We start from the raw sequence: 16,661 nt of genomic DNA, 5'->3' as shown, positions 1-16,661 counted from the left end.
GACTTCGCATCATCTGGGTTCCGGCGTTATGAATTTTATCGAGACTTTGGACGTCACCGATCTGGCGCAGCTTTTCAACAAAGCGCCCAATCCCTATGTCATCGTCGATCGCGAGTTTCGCATTCGCGCGATGAACGACGCCTATCTGTCCGTCACCATGCGCAGCCGGGAGAGCATTCTCGGCAGGAACATTTTCGAGGCGTTTCCGAGCGACCCGGACTCGACCTCCTATCGGCTGCTGCGCGCTTCGCTGGAAAAGGTGGTCCGTTCTGGCCAGGAGGACCAGATACCGCTCATTCCCTATCCGATCGCCCGGCCCGACGGAACCTTGGAGAATCGCTACTGGAGCGCCACGCATAAACCGATCCTGTCGCCGAGCGGCGAACTGCGTTTCATCCTGCAGCACACGGTCGACGTGACGGAACTGCACCGGCTGCGGCAGGAGACGGCGCGGGACTGGAAGGTCGAGACCGACGTTCTCAATCGCGCCGATCGCGTGGCGCATCAGAATCTCGCGCTCGCCGAAGAGCGGCTCTATCTTCGCAGCCTGTTCGAACAGGCCCCGAGCTTCATGGCCGTCCTGCTCGGGCCGGATCATGTCTTCGACATGGCCAACGCCGCTTACATCGATCTCGTCGGCCGGACGAACATCATCGGCAGAAGCGTCGTCGAGGCGTTGCCGGAGGTGGAGGGGCAGGGATTCATCACTCTGCTGGACCAGGTCTATGCGACGGGCGAGCCTTTCGTCGCCCATGGCGCGCGCGTCGTGCTCGAGGGCGACGGCGGCGGCCGGCGCGAAGCCTATCTCGATTTCATCTATCATCCGATCAAGGACCGGGACGGCGAAACGATCGGCATTTTCGTCCAGGGACACGACATCACCGAGCAGAAACTGGCCCAAGACGCCGCGCTCGAAAGCGAGGCCCGGTTCCGCTCCCTGGCGCAATCCATTCCCAATCACGCCTGGACCACCGATTGCGACGGGCGGCTGGAGTGGTGCAACGAACGCGTCACCGATTATTCGGGGCTGTCGCTCGCGGAGATGATGGGGCGGCCGATCGGCGCGACGTTGCATCCCGACGACCAGGCGCGCGCCCAGGGCGCCTGGCTCGCCGCGCGAGCGGCGGGGGAGCCTTTCCAGGCGGAAATCCGGCTGAGGCGGCGCGACGGGGGCTATCGCTGGCACATCACCCGCGCCATTCCCAGCAAGGACGACAGCGGGGCCGTGCTGCGCTGGGTCGGGACGAACACCGACATCGACGATCAGAAGACCACCGAAGCCCAGCTCGAATATCTGGCGGAAACGCTGGAGCAACGCGTCAACGAACGCACCGCCGAACTGGAAAAGACCGAGGCGGCGCTGCGCCAGAGCCAGAAGATGGAGGCGGTCGGTAATCTCGCCGGCGGCATCGCCCACGATTTCAACAATCTCCTGCAGGTGATCACCGGCAGCCTGCAGCTGCTCAACCGGCACGTCAAGCTCGACGACAAGGGCGGGCGCTATGTGTCGAACGCGTTGGCGGCCACCGATCGCGGCGCGCAACTCGCCGCGCAATTGCTCGCTTTCGGCCGCCGGCAGCCGCTCGCCCCCAAAGTGGTCAATCTCGGCCGCATGGTGCGTGACATGGATGGCCTCATCCGCCGCAGCATCGGCGAGGGCGTCGAGGTCGACACGGTGGTGGCGGCCGGGCTGTGGAACACCATCGTCGATCCGACCAATGTCGAGACGGCGCTCCTCAACCTCGCCATCAACGCCCGCGACGCGATGGAGGGGCATGGCAAGTTGACGATCGAGATCGGCAACGCCGTGCTCGACGCGGTCTACGCCCAGGGCGCCGACATCGCCCCCGGCAACTATGTCATGCTCGCCATCACCGACACCGGCGGCGGCATCGCGCCCGACATTCTGGACAAGGTGTTCGAGCCGTTCTTTTCCACCAAGCCGGAAGGCAAGGGCACCGGTCTCGGCCTCTCGATGGTCTATGGTTTCGTGCGTCAGTCCAAGGGCCATATCCGCATCTATAGCGAGCTGGGGGTCGGCACGACGATCCGCATTTATCTGCCGCGCAGCGAGGCGAGCGAAGAGGTGTCGGTCCATTCGATGGCGCCGCTTCAGGGCGGGACCGAGAATATTCTGCTGGTCGAGGACGACGACGCCGTGCGGGAAACCGCCGTCGCCATTCTCCGCGACCTCGGCTACGGCGTGCTGACGGCGCGAGACGCCGCCAGCGGGCTTGCGGTGCTGGAAAGCGGCGCGGCGATCGATCTGTTGTTTACCGATGTGGTGATGCCGGGACCGATGAAGAGCACGGAGCTTGCGCAACGGGCGCAGGCGATGTCGCCGGGGATCGCGGTGCTGTTCACCTCCGGCTATACGCAGAATTCCATCGTGCATGACGGCAAGCTCGACAGCGGCATCGAATTCATCTCCAAACCCTATGGACGGGATCAGATCGCCCGCAAGGTGCGGCAGGTGCTGGACGCGGCGCGCGAGCCGCGGCGGCTGGCGTTGCTCGCGCCGGATGAGGCCGGCGCGCCGGCGCGGATCGCCTGGCCGAAACGGGCTCTGGTCGTCGATGACGAAGCGCTGATCCGGCTGACCACGAACGATACGCTCGAAGAGCTGGGCCTCGCCGTGGCCGAGGCGGGCACGCTGGCCCAGGCGGAAGCACGCTTCGACGCCTCCATCGACCTGCTGGTCGTCGATCTGCATCTGCCGGATGGCAACGGTCTCGATCTCGCCCACAGGCTCCAGGCGCAAAAGCCCGGTCTTCTGGTGGTGATCGCCACCGGAAACGATCCGAAATCGGTGAGCCACCGGCTGACCCACGCCGTGGTGATCGGCAAGCCCTATGACGAGGCCAAGCTCGAGGCGGCGATCCGCGCGGCGTCGGGAGAAGGCTGACTTTCTTTCTCGCGAAGAAGACGCAGAACGGGTCTCCGAAATATCTTCGGGCGGGTCCCCAACGGCTAGGTCTTGCGGTTTGAGCAAAAAACCCGCCCCGGATGTCCGGGACGGGCTCGTTGTAATCGATTTCGCGTCTCAGAACTCCTGCCAGTCTCCGCCGGCCGCGTGATGACTTTGCCCGACCGCCTGCTTGAGCGGCGCGCGCGCGCCAGGATGCCTCGCCGCGCCGCCGGACATGCGCGCGGCCATGTCGCGCAGGGTGGAGCCATGGTTTTCGGAGAGACGGAACTGGGCCACGAGCGCGCGCAGGGAGGTGGCTTCGTGCGACAGTTGCGCGCCGGCGGCGCTGGTTTCCTCCACCATCGCCGCGTTCTGCTGGGTCACCTGATCCATCTGGTTGACGGCGGTGTTGACTTCGGCGAGCGCGGTCGCCTGTTCCTGCGACGCGGTGGCGATCATCTCCATATGTTCGTTCATGGTGCGGATGAGGCCGCCGATCGTGCCGAGCGCCTGTCCGGTCTCGCGCACCAGTTCGACGCCCGCGCCCACTTCCGCCGAGGATTTGCGAATCAGTTCCTTGATCTCCTTGGCGGCATGGGCCGAGCGCTGGGCGAGTTCGCGCACTTCCTGCGCCACGACCGCGAAGCCCTTGCCGGCGTCGCCGGCGCGGGCCGCCTCGACCCCGGCGTTGAGGGCGAGCAGATTGGTCTGGAAGGCGATCTCGTCGATCACGCCGATGATGCTGGAGATCTGCTGGGCGGACGACTCGATCTTCTCCATCGCCGTCACGGCCTGGGACACGACCCCGCCCGACCGCGTGGCGCCCTCATTGGCTTCCACGGCGACATGGCGGGCTTCGTTGACGCGGGCCGTGGCGCTCGCGACATTGGCGGTGATCTCGTCCAGGGCCGCAGCGGTCTGCTCCAGCGAGGCGGCCTGCTGTTCGGTGCGCTTGGACAGGTCGTTCGCGCCGCGGCTGATTTCCTGGCTGCCGCTGTCGATCGCCGCCGTGGCGCCGGAGACGGCCGAAAGCGTCGAGCCCAGCTGCCGGACGGCGTTGTTGAGGTCGTGGCGAAGCGCTTCGAAATCGGGAGAGAATGGCTCGACGAGTTCGAAGGCCAGATCGCCGTCGGCCAGACGCTTGAGACCGCCGGCGAGACCCGCCGTGGCCTGATCGAGACGCGCCTGAGCTTCCGCTTCCGCCTTGGCGGTGAGGGCGAGACGTTCCTGCTCGGCGCGGGCGCGGGCGGCCTGGGCGTCCGCTTCCAGTTGCCGGTTGCGCAGCGCGGCCTGGCGGAACACTTCCACGGCCTGAGCCATCTCGCCGACTTCGTCGCGGCGGTCGGCATGCGGAATGGCGCTGTCGGCATCGCCGCGGGCCAGCGCGCCCATCGCGTGGTTCAGGCGGCGGATGGGACGCACCACGGCGCTCTGGACCAACAGCAGGCCGACAAGGGCGAGGATTGCGGCGGCGGCGGCGCCGAGGACGTTGACGATGTTGGCCATCCTCGCAGCTTCGGCCGCGTCGGCGGTCCGCGCATCGAGCAGGGCGTCTTCCGCGTTGATCATTTCGCTCACGACGGCGCGGATCGTATCCATATGCTGCTTGCCCGCGCCTGAGGCTTCCTTCTCCAGAGCCGTCTGGCGGGTGGCGGGATCGCTCATCAGCGCGATCTCCTGGTCGACGACCTGGGTTCCCCAGGTCCGCGCCGCCTGGTCGAGACGGTCGAGGCGTTGCTGTTGGGACGGGTTGTCGGCCGTCATGGATTTGACCGCGTCGAAATTAGCGCGATAGGCGGCTGCGCCGGCTTTCTGCGGGGCGAGAAAAGCCTCGTCGGCGGAAATGAGATAGCCGCGCATCCCCGTCTCCTGGTCGACCATGGCCGAGACGATGGCGTTGAGCCGGGCGATCACCGCATGGGTGTGCTCGGTCATCGCCGAGGTGGCCTGCTGCTGGGCCGAGCTGGTGAAATTCACATAGGCGGTCGCGAGGCAGAGCAGGATGAGCGCCGTGAAGATCGAGGCGGTTTTGTAAACGATCTTGAGATTGGAAAAGGAGGACAATTCGAACTCCACAAAATCTTGTAAAAGGGCTGGCGCCGGGCAATCGGCTGTCGCAGACATCATGTCCCGCACAAGAAACGCGATGACACCTTTCCAAATCGATAAAATCCAAACTCGGAAAAGATCATAAATTTCCGCTGTTTAAGTGATCCGCGATATGGATTTGAACGTATTGGTTGTTATTTTGCTCCGAATAAAAAATTATTGCTCGATGAAAATCGGCGGTGACCAGGCCGGACGCATGCTGGTGTTTTCAGAACTTCTTCATATAAAGAAAAACCCGGCGGGATCGCTCCGGCCGGGTTGATGGCGACAGGCGTCGACGGCTCTCAGCTGTCCAGGAAGCTCCGGAGCTTCCTTGACCGGCTCGGATGCTTGAGCTTCCTGAGCGCCTTGGCTTCGATCTGGCGGATGCGTTCGCGGGTGACCGAGAACTGCTGGCCGACTTCTTCGAGCGTGTGGTCGGTGTTCATGCCGATGCCGAAGCGCATGCGCAGCACGCGCTCTTCGCGCGGCGTGAGCGAAGCGAGCACACGGGTCGTGGTTTCGCGCAGGTTCGCCTGGATGGCGGCGTCGATCGGCAGAAGCGCGTTCTTGTCTTCGATGAAATCGCCGAGATGGCTGTCTTCTTCATCGCCGACAGGCGTTTCGAGCGAGATCGGCTCCTTGGCGATTTTCAGGACCTTGCGGACCTTTTCGAGCGGCATGGCCAGCTTTTCGGCCAGTTCTTCCGGCGTCGGCTCACGGCCAATTTCATGCAGCATCTGGCGCGAGGTGCGGACGATCTTGTTGATCGTCTCGATCATGTGCACCGGAATGCGGATGGTGCGGGCCTGGTCGGCGATCGAGCGGGTGATCGCCTGACGGATCCACCAGGTCGCATAGGTCGAGAACTTGTAGCCGCGACGGTATTCGAACTTGTCGACCGCCTTCATCAGGCCGATATTGCCTTCCTGGATCAGGTCGAGGAACTGCAGGCCGCGGTTGGTGTATTTCTTGGCGATCGAGATCACGAGACGGAGATTGGCTTCCACCATCTCCTTCTTGGCGATGCGGGCTTCGCGCTCGCCCTTCTGCACCATCTGCACGATGCGGCGGAATTCGGTGATCGAGATGCCGGTTTCGCTGGCGAGGTTCTGGATTTCCTGGCGCAGGTCCTTGATCGTCTGGTTTTCCGAGCGCGAGAATTCCTTCCAGCCGCGGGCGGCCAGATTGCCGATCGACTTCATCCAGTTCGGATCGAGCTCGGCGCCCATATACTGGTTGAGGAATTCGTCGCGGCTGACGCCGAAGCTTTCGGCCAGACGCAGCAGCTTGCCTTCGTTCTGCACGAGGCGCTTGTTGATCTCGTAGAGCTGCTCGACGAGGCTGTCGATGCGGTTCTGGTTGAGCGACAGCGACTTGACCGCCGTAATCAGCTCGTCCTTGAGCTCCTTGTAGCGGCGCTCCTGGGCGGGCGACAGCGTGGCCGAGGCCGCGAGACGGGCTTCCACCTGCTGGTCCTGCAGCTTGCGCAGCTTCTTGTAGGTCTCGGCGATCTGGTCGAGCGTCTCCATGACCTGCGGACGCAGTTCCGCTTCCATGGCGGCGAGGGAGAGGTTGGACTCGTCTTCGTCCTCTTCCTCTTCTTCGAACACCATGGCTTCGCCGACATCGGTGATGTCGTCGTCATCGCCGGTCGGCGGGCCGGAGCGGGCCTTGCGGGCCTTTTCCTTTTCTTCGGCCGCCTTGCGGTCGGCTTCGATTTTTTCGGGGCTCTGGAACTGCGGCGCGGCCTTGGCCTCGGGGCCGGAATAGGTGGTTTCGAGATCGATGATCTCGCGCAGCAGCGTGGTGCCTTCGTTGAGTTCGTCGCGCCAGATGATCAGCGCCTGGAAGGTGAGGGGGCTTTCGCACAGCCCCTGGATCATCGTTTCGCGGCCGGCTTCGATGCGCTTGGCGATGGCGATTTCGCCTTCGCGCGACAGAAGCTCCACCGAACCCATTTCGCGCAGATACATGCGCACGGGGTCGTCGGTGCGATCGGTCGGCTCGCGCTTCTTGGCGGTGGCGACGGCGGTGCCGGCGGTCGGGGCGATTTCGCCGCCTTCGGACTCGCCGTCGGAATCGGCTTCGCTGTCGTCTTCCTGCGCCTGCTCCTCGATATCTTCGTCCTCGACGACATTGATGCCCATGTCGGACAACATGGCCATCGTGTCCTCGATCTGCTCGGAGGTCACTTCCTCGGAGGGCAACACGGCGTTCAGCTCGTCCATGGTGACGTAGCCGCGCTTCTTGGCGGCCTTGATCATCTTCTTGACGGCGTCATCGGAAAGGTCGAGAAGAGGACCATCCGTCGCTGCGTCGCGTTCGGTTTCCGCTTCTTCGTTTTCTTTGACTTTGGTTGCCATAGTCTATTGCTCTCTCTGACGCATTAAGCCTTAAACTTCGCGCTGCCGCAAAATGTTCGACCCGCATTACGGGCCGCAACGCGAATCAGCAGCTACGAGCTAACAGCATCACGGTTTAACGGGCGATTAACCGCGTCGAGATCCGCCTTTGATTTCCGGCGGTTGGCTCTTTTCGCGATCATTTTTCCGTTTAGCCGCGTCCTGCTCGGCGCCTTGTTCATGATATCTGCCTGAGACGGTGATTCCCGCTATTTTGTGTCACGTCAAGCATTTCAGCGCAAAAATCGTGCAACGTCCTGAATCTCACGGGCCCCGGCGCAGCGTGGGACACGGGTCCACGCCGCTGTGTCTATTTAGGGCGAAAGGCCGCGTATTCAAGGGCTGTGGCCGTCAGTCTTGCCCAGAGCTTGCGCGGCAAGCCTCGCTCCCGCCCGGAAAGGGCGCTTTCGTTGCCTCGCCCGCCCGCGGGGGTTACCAGATTTGGCGAAAGCGGGCGGCCCCGCGCGGACCTCGATCCGCCGTCGCCCCATCGCGAAAGAGGACTGCGGATCATGGCGACGAAAAAGGGAACCGGCGACAACGACACGTTGACGGGGGGCGCGAGCGCTGACCAGATCATCGGCGGAGCCGGCGACGACAAGTTGTCGGGCGGCGGCGGAGCGGATCGCCTCTACGGCAATTCCGGCAACGATCTCTTTTACGGCGACGCCGGCAACGACCGCATGTGGGGCGATATCGGCAATGACAGAATGTTCGGCGGCTCGGGGATCGATCAGCTCTTCGGGGACGACGGCGACGACTTCCTTTTCGGAGAGGCCGGAGCCGACATTCTCAACGGCGGGGCGGGCAACGATATTCTCGGCGGCGGCACCGGTACGGACGAGCTGAAAGGCGGGGCCGGGAACGACACCTATTTCAATCAGACCGGCAACGATGTGATGACGGACAGTTCGGGAGCGGACGTCTTTCATATCCAGGGTGATCGTTCCCGTCCGGAAATCACCGACAAGAACGGATCCGACTCCTATATCGTGGAGAACCCCGCGAGCCGCGGTTGGATCTTCGACACCGCGGGCGGCGCCGACGAGATCGAATTTCACGCGTCGATCGGCTCGTCGGATTCTTCGCTCGCCAGGTTGAGCGATCTCGACTTCGTCCGCGACGGATCGGATCTCCTCGTTCGGGTCGACGGCCACGGCCAATACACGACCCTGTCCTATTTCTTCGAAGGCGCGAAGTTCCGCATCGAGGATCTCGTGGTCGGCACCGGGAAGAAGGACAGCGACGGCTACTACATCACCAAGGAATACGACCTGACCGACCTCGCCAAGCTCGAGCTCGAGAAATGGACCTCCGGCGACGATCTCTGGTGAGCGGCGCCGGCGGCAAGCATTCACGGCGCTGAAAGCTGGTATCAGAACATTTGACGGGACGGCGGATTGCCGCGGCGCCGGCGCCGGTCTATTTCATGACGCTCAATAAAGGGTCCTGCCTGAGGCGGGACTGGAGGCAATCATGGCGTCACGCAGACTCGCCGCCTGGCTCGCGGCTCGCAATATCCACTATGGCTGGGCGGTCGCCGCGGTCACATTCCTGACCATGCTTTCGACTGCCGGCGCGATGGGATCGGCCGGCGTGTTGATCGGACCGCTGCAGACGGAATTCGGCTGGACCAATGCCGAGATCTCGTCGGCCATGGCGGTGCGCCTGGCGCTGTTCGGCCTGTTCGGGCCTTTCGCCGCCGCCTTCATGAACCAGTTCGGCATCCGCAAGGTCGTGTTCACGGCGCTGTTGATGATCTCTTCCGGTCTCGTCGGCTCGTTCTTCATGACCCAACTCTGGCAACTGCTGCTTCTCTGGGGCGTCGTGATCGGCGTGGGCACCGGCATGACGGCTCTGGTGCTCGGCGCGACGGTCGCCACCCGCTGGTTCTCGGCCCGCAGAGGCGTGGTGGTGGCGATGATGACCGTATCGACCGCGACCGGCCAATTGGTGTTCCTGCCGCTTCTGGCCTATCTCACCGAACAGATCGGTTGGAGGCCGGCGCTCACAGTGGTGGTGGCCGCGCTTCTCGCCGCCTTGCTGCTGGTGCTGGCGATCATTCGCGACTATCCGGCCGATGTGGGACTCGCGCCTTACGGCGAAGACAGGATCGTCCCGCCGCCGGTCAACAACCGGCGCCTGCCGGAGCTTCTGGCGCTGCCTCTGAAGACTTTGTGGGAGGTCCGGGCCAATCCGGTGTTTCTCGTGCTGTTCTTCACCTTTTTCGTCTGCGGGCTCAGCACCAATGGATTGATCCAGACGCATTGGATCTCGATCTGCGGCGACTTCATGATGCCGGCGGTGACCGCCGCCAGCCTGCTCGCGATGATCGGCATCTTCGATTTCGGCGGCACGCTTTTGTCGGGCTGGCTGTCTGACCGCTTCGACAATCGCTGGCTCCTGTTCTGGTTCTATGGCCTGCGCGGCCTGTCGCTGATCTATCTGTCGCTCTCGGGTTTCGACATCTATTCGCTGACGCTGTTCGCAGCCTTCTACGGGCTCGACTGGGTGGCGACGGTGCCGCCCACGGTGCGCCTGTCGGCCGAGAATTTCGGCAGGGAGAAAGCCAATATCGTCTTCGGCTGGATCTTTGCCGGCCATCAGCTGGGCGCAGCCACCGCAGCGATGGGAGCCGGCGCCCTCAGGACCGACTACGAGTCCTATATGCCGGCCTTGCAGATCGCCGGCGGCATGTGCCTCGTGGCGGCGATGAGCGTGTTCCTGATCGCCCGGCCGGGCGGCGCGCTGACGCCCAAGCCGGCCTGATCTTCGGCCTCGGCGCGGGTCAGAACCGCGCCTGCGCCGCCATGATCTCGCGCGCCAGGTTGTCGAGCGGCGCAATACGATCGACGCCGCCGCGGGCGATCGCTTCCTTGGGCATGCCGAACACCACCGAGGTCGCTTCGTCCTGGGCGACGGTGAAGGCGCCGGCGTTGTGCATTTCCTCCATGCCGCGGGCGCCGTCGTCGCCCATCCCGGTCATGATGACGCCCATGGCGTTGGCGCCGGCGTTTCGGGCGGCCGAACGAAACAGAACGTCCACCGAAGGTCTGTGCCGCGACACCAGCGGCCCGTTGCGGACCGAAACGTGATAGCGCGCGCCGCGCCGCTCGAGCATGGTGTGCAGCCCGCCGGGCGCGATCAGCACATGGCCGCGCAGGACCGGATCGCCGTCGGCCGCTTCCTTCACCTCGACTTCGCAGAGCGAATTCAACCGGCTTGCGAAGGCGGCGGTGAATTTCTCGGGCATGTGCTGGACGATCACCATGCCCGGCGCATTGGGCGGCAGTTTCTCCAGCATTTCGCGCAGCGCCTCGGTGCCGCCGGTGGACGCGCCGACGCAGACCACCATTTCGGTGGTCTTCGCCATCGCCTTGCCGGTGGGGGGAGGGAGGACGGCGTCTGCGGTGAGCTTCTCCTGCGGATTGAGCGGCGGCGGAGTCGTCGCCGTGCGGAACCGGCGGTGATTGTCGATCCGCGCGCGGGCCGCGCCCTTGACGACGGCGCGGATGTGATCGGCGGTTTCCGAAAGATGGTCGGCCACGCCGATCTTCGGTTTCAGGATCACGTCCACCGCGCCCGCCTCCATGGCCTGGAGCAGGGTTTGCGAGCCTGCTTCCGTCAGCGAGGAACACATGACCACCGGCAAGGGATGCTGGCTCATGAGCTTGCGAAGAAAGGTGATGCCGTCCATCTGCGGCATTTCCACATCGAGCGTGATGACGTCGGGGATATCTTCCCGCAGCCGTCGCGCCGCGACGAAAGGATCCTGCGCCGCCCCGATTACCTCGAAATCGGGATCTTCCTCGAAGATGCTGGTCAGCGTCTGACGGACGCTGGCTGAATCGTCGATGATGAGGACGCGCACCTTTTTCTTCATGATCACACTTTCTGGAACACTGTGTTCGCGACGGTTTTCAGCGGCAGGTCGAAGCCGCTGATGGTTTCGGAATGGCCGATGAACAGATAGCCGCCCGGCTCCAGGCAATCGCAAAGCCGCGTCAGGACTTTTTCCTGGGTCGGTTTGTCGAAATAGATCATCACGTTGCGGCAGAAGATCATGTGCATGGGGTCGCCGACCGGATAGACGTCGTCCATCAGGTTCAGGCGGGCGAAGCCGACTTTTGAGCGCAGCTTCGGTGTGATGCGGACTTCGCGACGGTCGCGTGCGATCGCCGACATCACATATCGTCTTCGCATATCCACCGGAACCGGGTCGACCATGTCCTGGGCGTAGATGCCGCGCCGGGCCGCCTGCAACACCTCTGTCGACAGATCTGTGGCGAGGATGTTCCAGCCGATGTCGGGCCGATCGCCGAAAACGTCGTCGAGCACCATGGCGATGGTATAGGGCTCGGCGCCGGTCGAGCAGGCCGAACTCCAGACCCGCAGGCGTCTGACGCCGGCTTGCGTGAGCGCCGGCAGCGCGCGCTGGGTCATGAAGCTGAAGTGATTGGGCTCGCGAAAGAAATCGGTCTTGTTGGTCGTCACCGCGTCGATGAGGAAGATCGCTTCCTTCTCGAGCCCGCCCTGGCTGAAGAGGTAGTTGCAATAGTGCTCGAAGGTGGGCTGGCCGGTGGCGCGCAAGCGGCGACGCAGGCGTCCTTCGAGCATGGTCTGTTTGGTCGGCGGCATCTTGATGCCGCTGTAGTTGTAGATATAGGCGGCCAGCCGGTCGAAGTTCCGCTTGCTGATGCCGTCTTCATGCGGCGATGCCACGCGTTGGGCGGTCTGCATTCCTGTTACTCCACGCATTCACTCGAGCATCAAGCGGCGACGTTCCGCTGAGAAAGGAAGGCGGTGTCATCCGACGACAGCAGTCGCGGCAGGTCGATGATCACCACGAAACCCGTCTCCTTGCGCACCACGCCGGCGATATAGTCCGAATTCCAGCGGATGCCGATGTCCGGCGCCTGTTCGATCTGCGCCGTGCGGAACGGCGTGACTTCGTGAACGCGATCCGCCACCAGGCCGAGGGTCAGCAGACGGTCGTTCAGAGGCACGTCGAGAACCAGAACGCGCGTGTGCGGCGTCGGCACGGTGCGGCTCAGGCCGAGTTTCAGCCTGAGATCGATGGTCGGCACCGCCTGGCCGCGCACATTGCGCAGGCCGAGCAGATAATCGGGGCCATTCGGGATCTTGAACGCCTCTTCGTGATCGAGGATTTCCCGAACCACTTCGACGGGAACCGCAAAGGCTTCTTCGCCGAGGCTGAAGGTTACGAATTGGGATTCGCTCTGATGTGTCGTCATGGTCATGCGCTCTCCTTGAAGTCATCATCGATATCGTCCGGCGCGCCGTGCTCCAGGTTCAGCGCGAAACCTCTGGCGCGGCCCTGTTGCGACTTGACGCTGTTGTCGCTGTGGCGCGCCTGCGGCTTGGCGACCGGATGGCTCGGACGGGGCTTGACGGCTCTGTCGTTGCGGCTCTTCTGCGCTTCCACGCGGAAGAAGGCGATCGAGGTCTGCAACTCCTCGGATTGAGCGGCCAGTTCCTCGGACGTGGCGGCCATTTCCTCCGACGCCGACGAGTTCTGCTGGGTCACCTTGTCGAGTTGCTGGATGGCCTCGTTGATCTGGGTTGCGCCGATGTCCTGTTCGCGGCAGGCGGCGGAGATTTCCGAAACCAGTTCGGCGGTCTTGCGGATATCCGGCACCAGGCGGGACAACATGTCGCCGGCCTGTTGGGCGGCCTTCACCGTATCCGACGACATTTCCGAAATCTCGGCGGCGGCCGACTGGCTGCGTTCGGCGAGCTTGCGGACTTCGGAGGCGACGACCGCGAAGCCCTTGCCGTGTTCGCCGGCGCGGGCCGCTTCGACGGCCGCGTTCAAGGCGAGCAGGTCGGTCTGGCGGGCGATTTCCTGAACGATGCCGATCTTCTGGGCGATGGTCTGCATGGCCGCCACGGCCTGGTTGACGGCCTCTCCGGAGACTTCGGCGTCTTTGGCGGACTGGCGGGCGATCTTTTCGGTCTGGGCGGCGTTGTCGGCGTTCTGCTTGATGTTGGCGGCCATCTGCTCCATCGAGGCGGAAGCTTCCTCGGCGGCTGCCGCCTGTTCGGTGGCGCCCTGTGAGACCTGTTCGGAAGACGCGGACAGTTCCTGGCTGCCGGAGGACACATTGACCGACGCCGAGATAGCGTCTGCGACCACGCCGCGCAGGCGCTCCACCATGCTTTCGAGGGCCACGCCCAAAGTATCTCGGTCGGAAAGCGGCTTCGGCGTAACGGTGAGGTCGCCATGGGCGATCATCTGCGCGATGCGGGCGGTCTGCCCGAGATTGGCGACCATGTTGCGCATGGCGATGCCCAGCGTGTCCTTCTCCGACTGCGGCGTGATCGCCATCGACAAGTCCCCTTCGCCGATAAGCGCAGCGTTCTGGGCGGCCTGACGCAGGTTGATGACCATCTTCCTCATGGCGTGCCCCAAAGTGTCGCGATCAGACAGCGGTGTGGGGTCGACGCTCAGATCCCCGACGGAGATCTTGTCGGCGACGGTCGCCGTGGCGCGAAGATTGGCGGTCATGAGATTGAGCGTATCGACCAGATCCTTGATTTCATCGTTGGACTTGATCTGGATGTTCTGGTCCAGATCGCCGATTGCCACGGCGTCGGCGGCGTCGCGAATTCTGTTCAGTCCCCGAGCCATGCTGATGCAGATCCAGAGCGCGGCCGCAAAGCCGAAAAGTATGGCGACGGAGGAAACCGCGACGATGACGTTGCGGGTCGAGAGATACTGGGCGGCGCTTTCTTCCAGCGCCGTCGCCATCCGCTCCTTCTGGGCTTTCACGCGCGCATCGATCGTGTCTTCAATCTTGTCCATCACCGCGCGGGCGTCGATCTTGGCGAGGCGTTCGGCGTCGACCAAATTGCCGGCGCGCACGAGCGCGCGAACCTTGTCATCGACCGCAAACAGCGTGTCGCTGAGCGTCAAGACTTCGTTCCATGATTTCTTGCCGTCTTCTGTGCTTGCGGTATCGATCAACCAGTTGACCGAATCCTTGAATTTGGCGCGGCTATCATCGACCCGCGCAATGAATTTCTCGATGTCTTCGGCGGTCGCGGCGTCGAGGAGATTCAGCTGGCTTCGAGAGAAGCGAAGCTGGTAGTTGGACACATTCTGCGCCATCTCGAGCCGAGCAGCCGACCCGTTGATTGCAGTGTTCATGGTATCGTTGAGGTTGCCGAGGCTAAAGAGGCCATAGCCGGCAATACCGAGCATCAGCATGAGTATGAGCGCGAACGCTCCCGTCAATTTCGCTTTCAATGTAAATCGCATCGTCGTGTTCCTAAGAAAAAAATGAAATAGGGTCTGAATTCTCCGAACTGTGATATTGGCTCCGCGCCGCGAGGCGCGAAGCCGCTTTCAGCGTCAGCCTGCCGCCCGGAAATCGTCGTCGTTTTCATCGGGGCCGCCATGGTCGAGATTGAGCGCGAAGCCCTTCACCCGCTCCTGCTGGGCCTTGACGCCATGCGACGACGGCGCGGCGCGGCGCGGCGCGGCCTTGGCCGCCACAGGCGCAGCAGCGGCGCGCTTGGCCTGAGAGGGGCTACCGCGATGGTTCTGCTCCACCTTGAAGAAGGCGATCGAGGTCTGCAGTTCCTCGGACTGAGCGGCCAGCTCCTCGGACGTCGCGGCCATTTCCTCCGACGCCGACGAATTCTGCTGGGTCACCTTGTCGAGCTGCTGGATCGCTTCGTTGATCTGGGCTGCGCCGATGTCCTGCTCGCGGCAGGCGGCGGAGATTTCCGAAACCAGTTCGGCGGTCTTGCGGATGTCCGGCACCAGACGCGACAGCATCTCCCCCGCCTGTTGGGCGGCCTTGACGGTGTCCGACGACATTTCCGAGATCTCGGCTGCGGCAGACTGGCTGCGTTCGGCGAGCTTGCGCACTTCGGACGCGACGACGGCGAAGCCCTTGCCGTGTTCGCCGGCGCGGGCGGCTTCGACGGCGGCGTTCAGGGCGAGCAGGTCGGTCTGGCGGGCGATCTCCTGCACGATGCCGATCTTCTGGGCGATGGTCTGCATGGCGGCGACGGCGCGGTTGACCGCATCGCCGGACGTTTCCGCGTCCTTGGCGGACTGGCGGGCGATCTTTTCGGTCTGGGCGGCGTTGTCGGCGTTCTGCTTGATGTTGGCGGCCATTTCTTCCATCGAAGCCGAGGCTTCTTCGGCTGCGGAGGCCTGTTCGGTCGCGCCCTGCGACACTTGTTCGGATGATGCGGACAGTTCCTGGCTGCCCGAGGAGACGTTGACGGAAGCGGCGATCGCATCGGCGACGACGCCGCGCAGACGCTCGACCATGCTTTCCAGCGACAGACCCAGCATATCCTTGTCCGACAGAGCCTTCGGCGTGACCGTCAGATCGCCATTGGCGATCTGGTTGGCGATCTGGGCGGTGTTGCGCAGATTGCCGACCATGACATTGATCGTGTCGACGGCGTCCTTGATTTCGTCATTGGTCTTGATGTCGATCCGCTGGTCCAGGTCGCCGATGGCGACGGCGTCTGCGGCGGCCTTGATCTTCTTGAGGCCGGTGTTGACGCCCATGCCGATCCAGACGGCGACGGCCAGCGAAAACAGCAGTACGAAGCTGACAATGCCGATCAACAAGTTACGGGAGGTCTCGTACTGTGCATTGGTCGCTTCGTCGGTCTGTTTGAGGTCGATAGCCATTTCCTCGTTCAAGCCTGTCAAAGCGCTGAGAAGCTTTGCGGTAATGGCTGCGCCTTCTCCCATCGAGATTTCGCCGGCGCGCGCATTGCTTTCGGTGGTGTTCTGCACGGCGAGCGCAATCACCTGATCCTGCACCGGTTGCCATGCCGCGGAATGGGAGCGGAACTCCGCGATCTTCGCGCGGATATTCGGATTTTGCTCCTTGTCGAGTTCCTTCAGCAGACGATCGATGGCCGCGCGGCGCTCTTTCACATCCGCTACGTAACCCTGGATCTTGGCCGGATCGGTGTTGATGATTGCGTTCTTTTCCGCGCGGATGCTGTAGAGGACCGCGTCGGAGAGATCACTTGAATTGCGGAGATTGGCTGCCGGCCCCTGAATGATGTCGGTAATCGCCGTATTGAGCGACGACAGATTCACGATCGCCATGAAGGCCATTACGCCTGTCAATAGGATCACCAATGAAAAGGCGGTGGCTAGTTTTGCTTTGATCGTAAAGCGCATTGGCTTGGCGTCCTTGAAAGCGATGTTGGGTTTTGTCGTGATCCCGGGACCTCTTGGGAGGTCCCGGACAATTCTT

The 16,661-nt window shown here is 63.2% G+C and carries 10 protein-coding genes; 3 read left to right on the top strand and 7 right to left on the bottom strand.

What is annotated here, in order from left to right:
• Positions 1-28: 28 nt before the first annotated feature.
• Positions 29-2,905 (top strand): PAS domain-containing protein, encoded by a 2,877-nt coding sequence (locus OCK01_RS03740; protein WP_263822748.1) that lies wholly within the window; start codon positions 29-31, stop codon positions 2,903-2,905.
• Positions 2,906-3,043: 138 nt separating this feature from the next.
• On the opposite strand, the gene OCK01_RS03735 is transcribed toward OCK01_RS03740, so the two are convergent.
• A complete protein-coding gene (locus OCK01_RS03735; protein WP_263822747.1) occupies positions 3,044-4,972 on the bottom strand; it encodes a methyl-accepting chemotaxis protein in 1,929 nt (642 codons plus the stop codon).
• A gap of 329 nt (positions 4,973-5,301) precedes the next feature.
• A complete protein-coding gene (gene rpoD / locus OCK01_RS03730; RefSeq protein WP_263822746.1) occupies positions 5,302-7,362 on the bottom strand; it encodes an RNA polymerase sigma factor RpoD in 2,061 nt (686 codons plus the stop codon).
• A gap of 551 nt (positions 7,363-7,913) precedes the next feature.
• Between rpoD and OCK01_RS03725 the strand changes: the two genes are divergently transcribed.
• Together OCK01_RS03725 and OCK01_RS03720 are read left to right on the top strand one after the other, a co-directional pair.
• Positions 7,914-8,735 carry a calcium-binding protein gene (locus OCK01_RS03725; RefSeq protein ID WP_263822745.1) on the top strand — a complete coding sequence of 274 codons (822 nt, stop codon included), beginning with the start codon at positions 7,914-7,916 and terminating at the stop codon, positions 8,733-8,735.
• A gap of 142 nt (positions 8,736-8,877) precedes the next feature.
• The gene (locus tag OCK01_RS03720) at positions 8,878-10,170 is read left to right on the top strand and encodes an MFS transporter (RefSeq protein ID WP_263822744.1); all 1,293 of its coding nucleotides are present in this window, start codon (positions 8,878-8,880) and stop codon (positions 10,168-10,170) included.
• Positions 10,171-10,189: 19 nt separating this feature from the next.
• Here OCK01_RS03720 and OCK01_RS03715 read toward each other — a convergent pair whose 3' ends face one another.
• From OCK01_RS03715 to OCK01_RS03695, 5 genes are all read right to left on the bottom strand, one after another.
• Positions 10,190-11,284 (bottom strand): protein-glutamate methylesterase/protein-glutamine glutaminase, encoded by a 1,095-nt coding sequence (locus OCK01_RS03715; protein WP_263822743.1) that lies wholly within the window; start codon positions 11,282-11,284, stop codon positions 10,190-10,192.
• A gap of 2 nt (positions 11,285-11,286) precedes the next feature.
• Positions 11,287-12,141, bottom strand: coding sequence for a CheR family methyltransferase (locus OCK01_RS03710; protein WP_263822742.1), 855 nt, complete (start codon positions 12,139-12,141; stop codon positions 11,287-11,289).
• A gap of 29 nt (positions 12,142-12,170) precedes the next feature.
• Complete coding sequence (locus tag OCK01_RS03705) at positions 12,171-12,656, bottom strand: chemotaxis protein CheW (protein WP_182829443.1); 486 nt, start codon at positions 12,654-12,656, stop codon at positions 12,171-12,173.
• A 2-nt stretch (positions 12,657-12,658) separates the two neighbouring features.
• The gene (locus tag OCK01_RS03700; protein WP_263822741.1) at positions 12,659-14,683 is read right to left on the bottom strand and encodes a methyl-accepting chemotaxis protein; all 2,025 of its coding nucleotides are present in this window, start codon (positions 14,681-14,683) and stop codon (positions 12,659-12,661) included.
• A 93-nt stretch (positions 14,684-14,776) separates the two neighbouring features.
• Positions 14,777-16,585, bottom strand: coding sequence for a methyl-accepting chemotaxis protein (locus OCK01_RS03695; protein ID WP_263822740.1), 1,809 nt, complete (start codon positions 16,583-16,585; stop codon positions 14,777-14,779).
• Positions 16,586-16,661: the final 76 nt, after the last annotated feature.

Source organism: Rhizobium sp. TRM95796, assembly GCF_025779995.1.
Lineage (GTDB): Bacteria > Pseudomonadota > Alphaproteobacteria > Rhizobiales > Rhizobiaceae > Rhizobium_E.
Note: the sequence above shows the minus strand (reverse complement) of the source record. Positions and strands in the feature narration are given on the sequence as shown.

Excerpts from the sequence above, each read along its gene's own strand:
- OCK01_RS03715 (WP_263822743.1), bottom strand. The coding sequence starts at position 11,284 with ATGAAGAAAAAGGTGCGCGTCCTCATCATCGACGATTCAGCCAGCGTC.
- OCK01_RS03725 (WP_263822745.1), top strand. The coding sequence starts at position 7,914 with ATGGCGACGAAAAAGGGAACCGGCGACAACGACACGTTGACGGGGGGC.
- OCK01_RS03710 (WP_263822742.1), bottom strand. The coding sequence starts at position 12,141 with ATGCAGACCGCCCAACGCGTGGCATCGCCGCATGAAGACGGCATCAGC.
- OCK01_RS03740 (WP_263822748.1), top strand. The coding sequence starts at position 29 with ATGAATTTTATCGAGACTTTGGACGTCACCGATCTGGCGCAGCTTTTC.
- OCK01_RS03705 (WP_182829443.1), bottom strand. The coding sequence starts at position 12,656 with ATGACGACACATCAGAGCGAATCCCAATTCGTAACCTTCAGCCTCGGC.
- OCK01_RS03695 (WP_263822740.1), bottom strand. The coding sequence starts at position 16,585 with ATGCGCTTTACGATCAAAGCAAAACTAGCCACCGCCTTTTCATTGGTG.
- rpoD (WP_263822746.1), bottom strand. The coding sequence starts at position 7,362 with ATGGCAACCAAAGTCAAAGAAAACGAAGAAGCGGAAACCGAACGCGAC.
- OCK01_RS03700 (WP_263822741.1), bottom strand. The coding sequence starts at position 14,683 with ATGCGATTTACATTGAAAGCGAAATTGACGGGAGCGTTCGCGCTCATA.
- OCK01_RS03720 (WP_263822744.1), top strand. The coding sequence starts at position 8,878 with ATGGCGTCACGCAGACTCGCCGCCTGGCTCGCGGCTCGCAATATCCAC.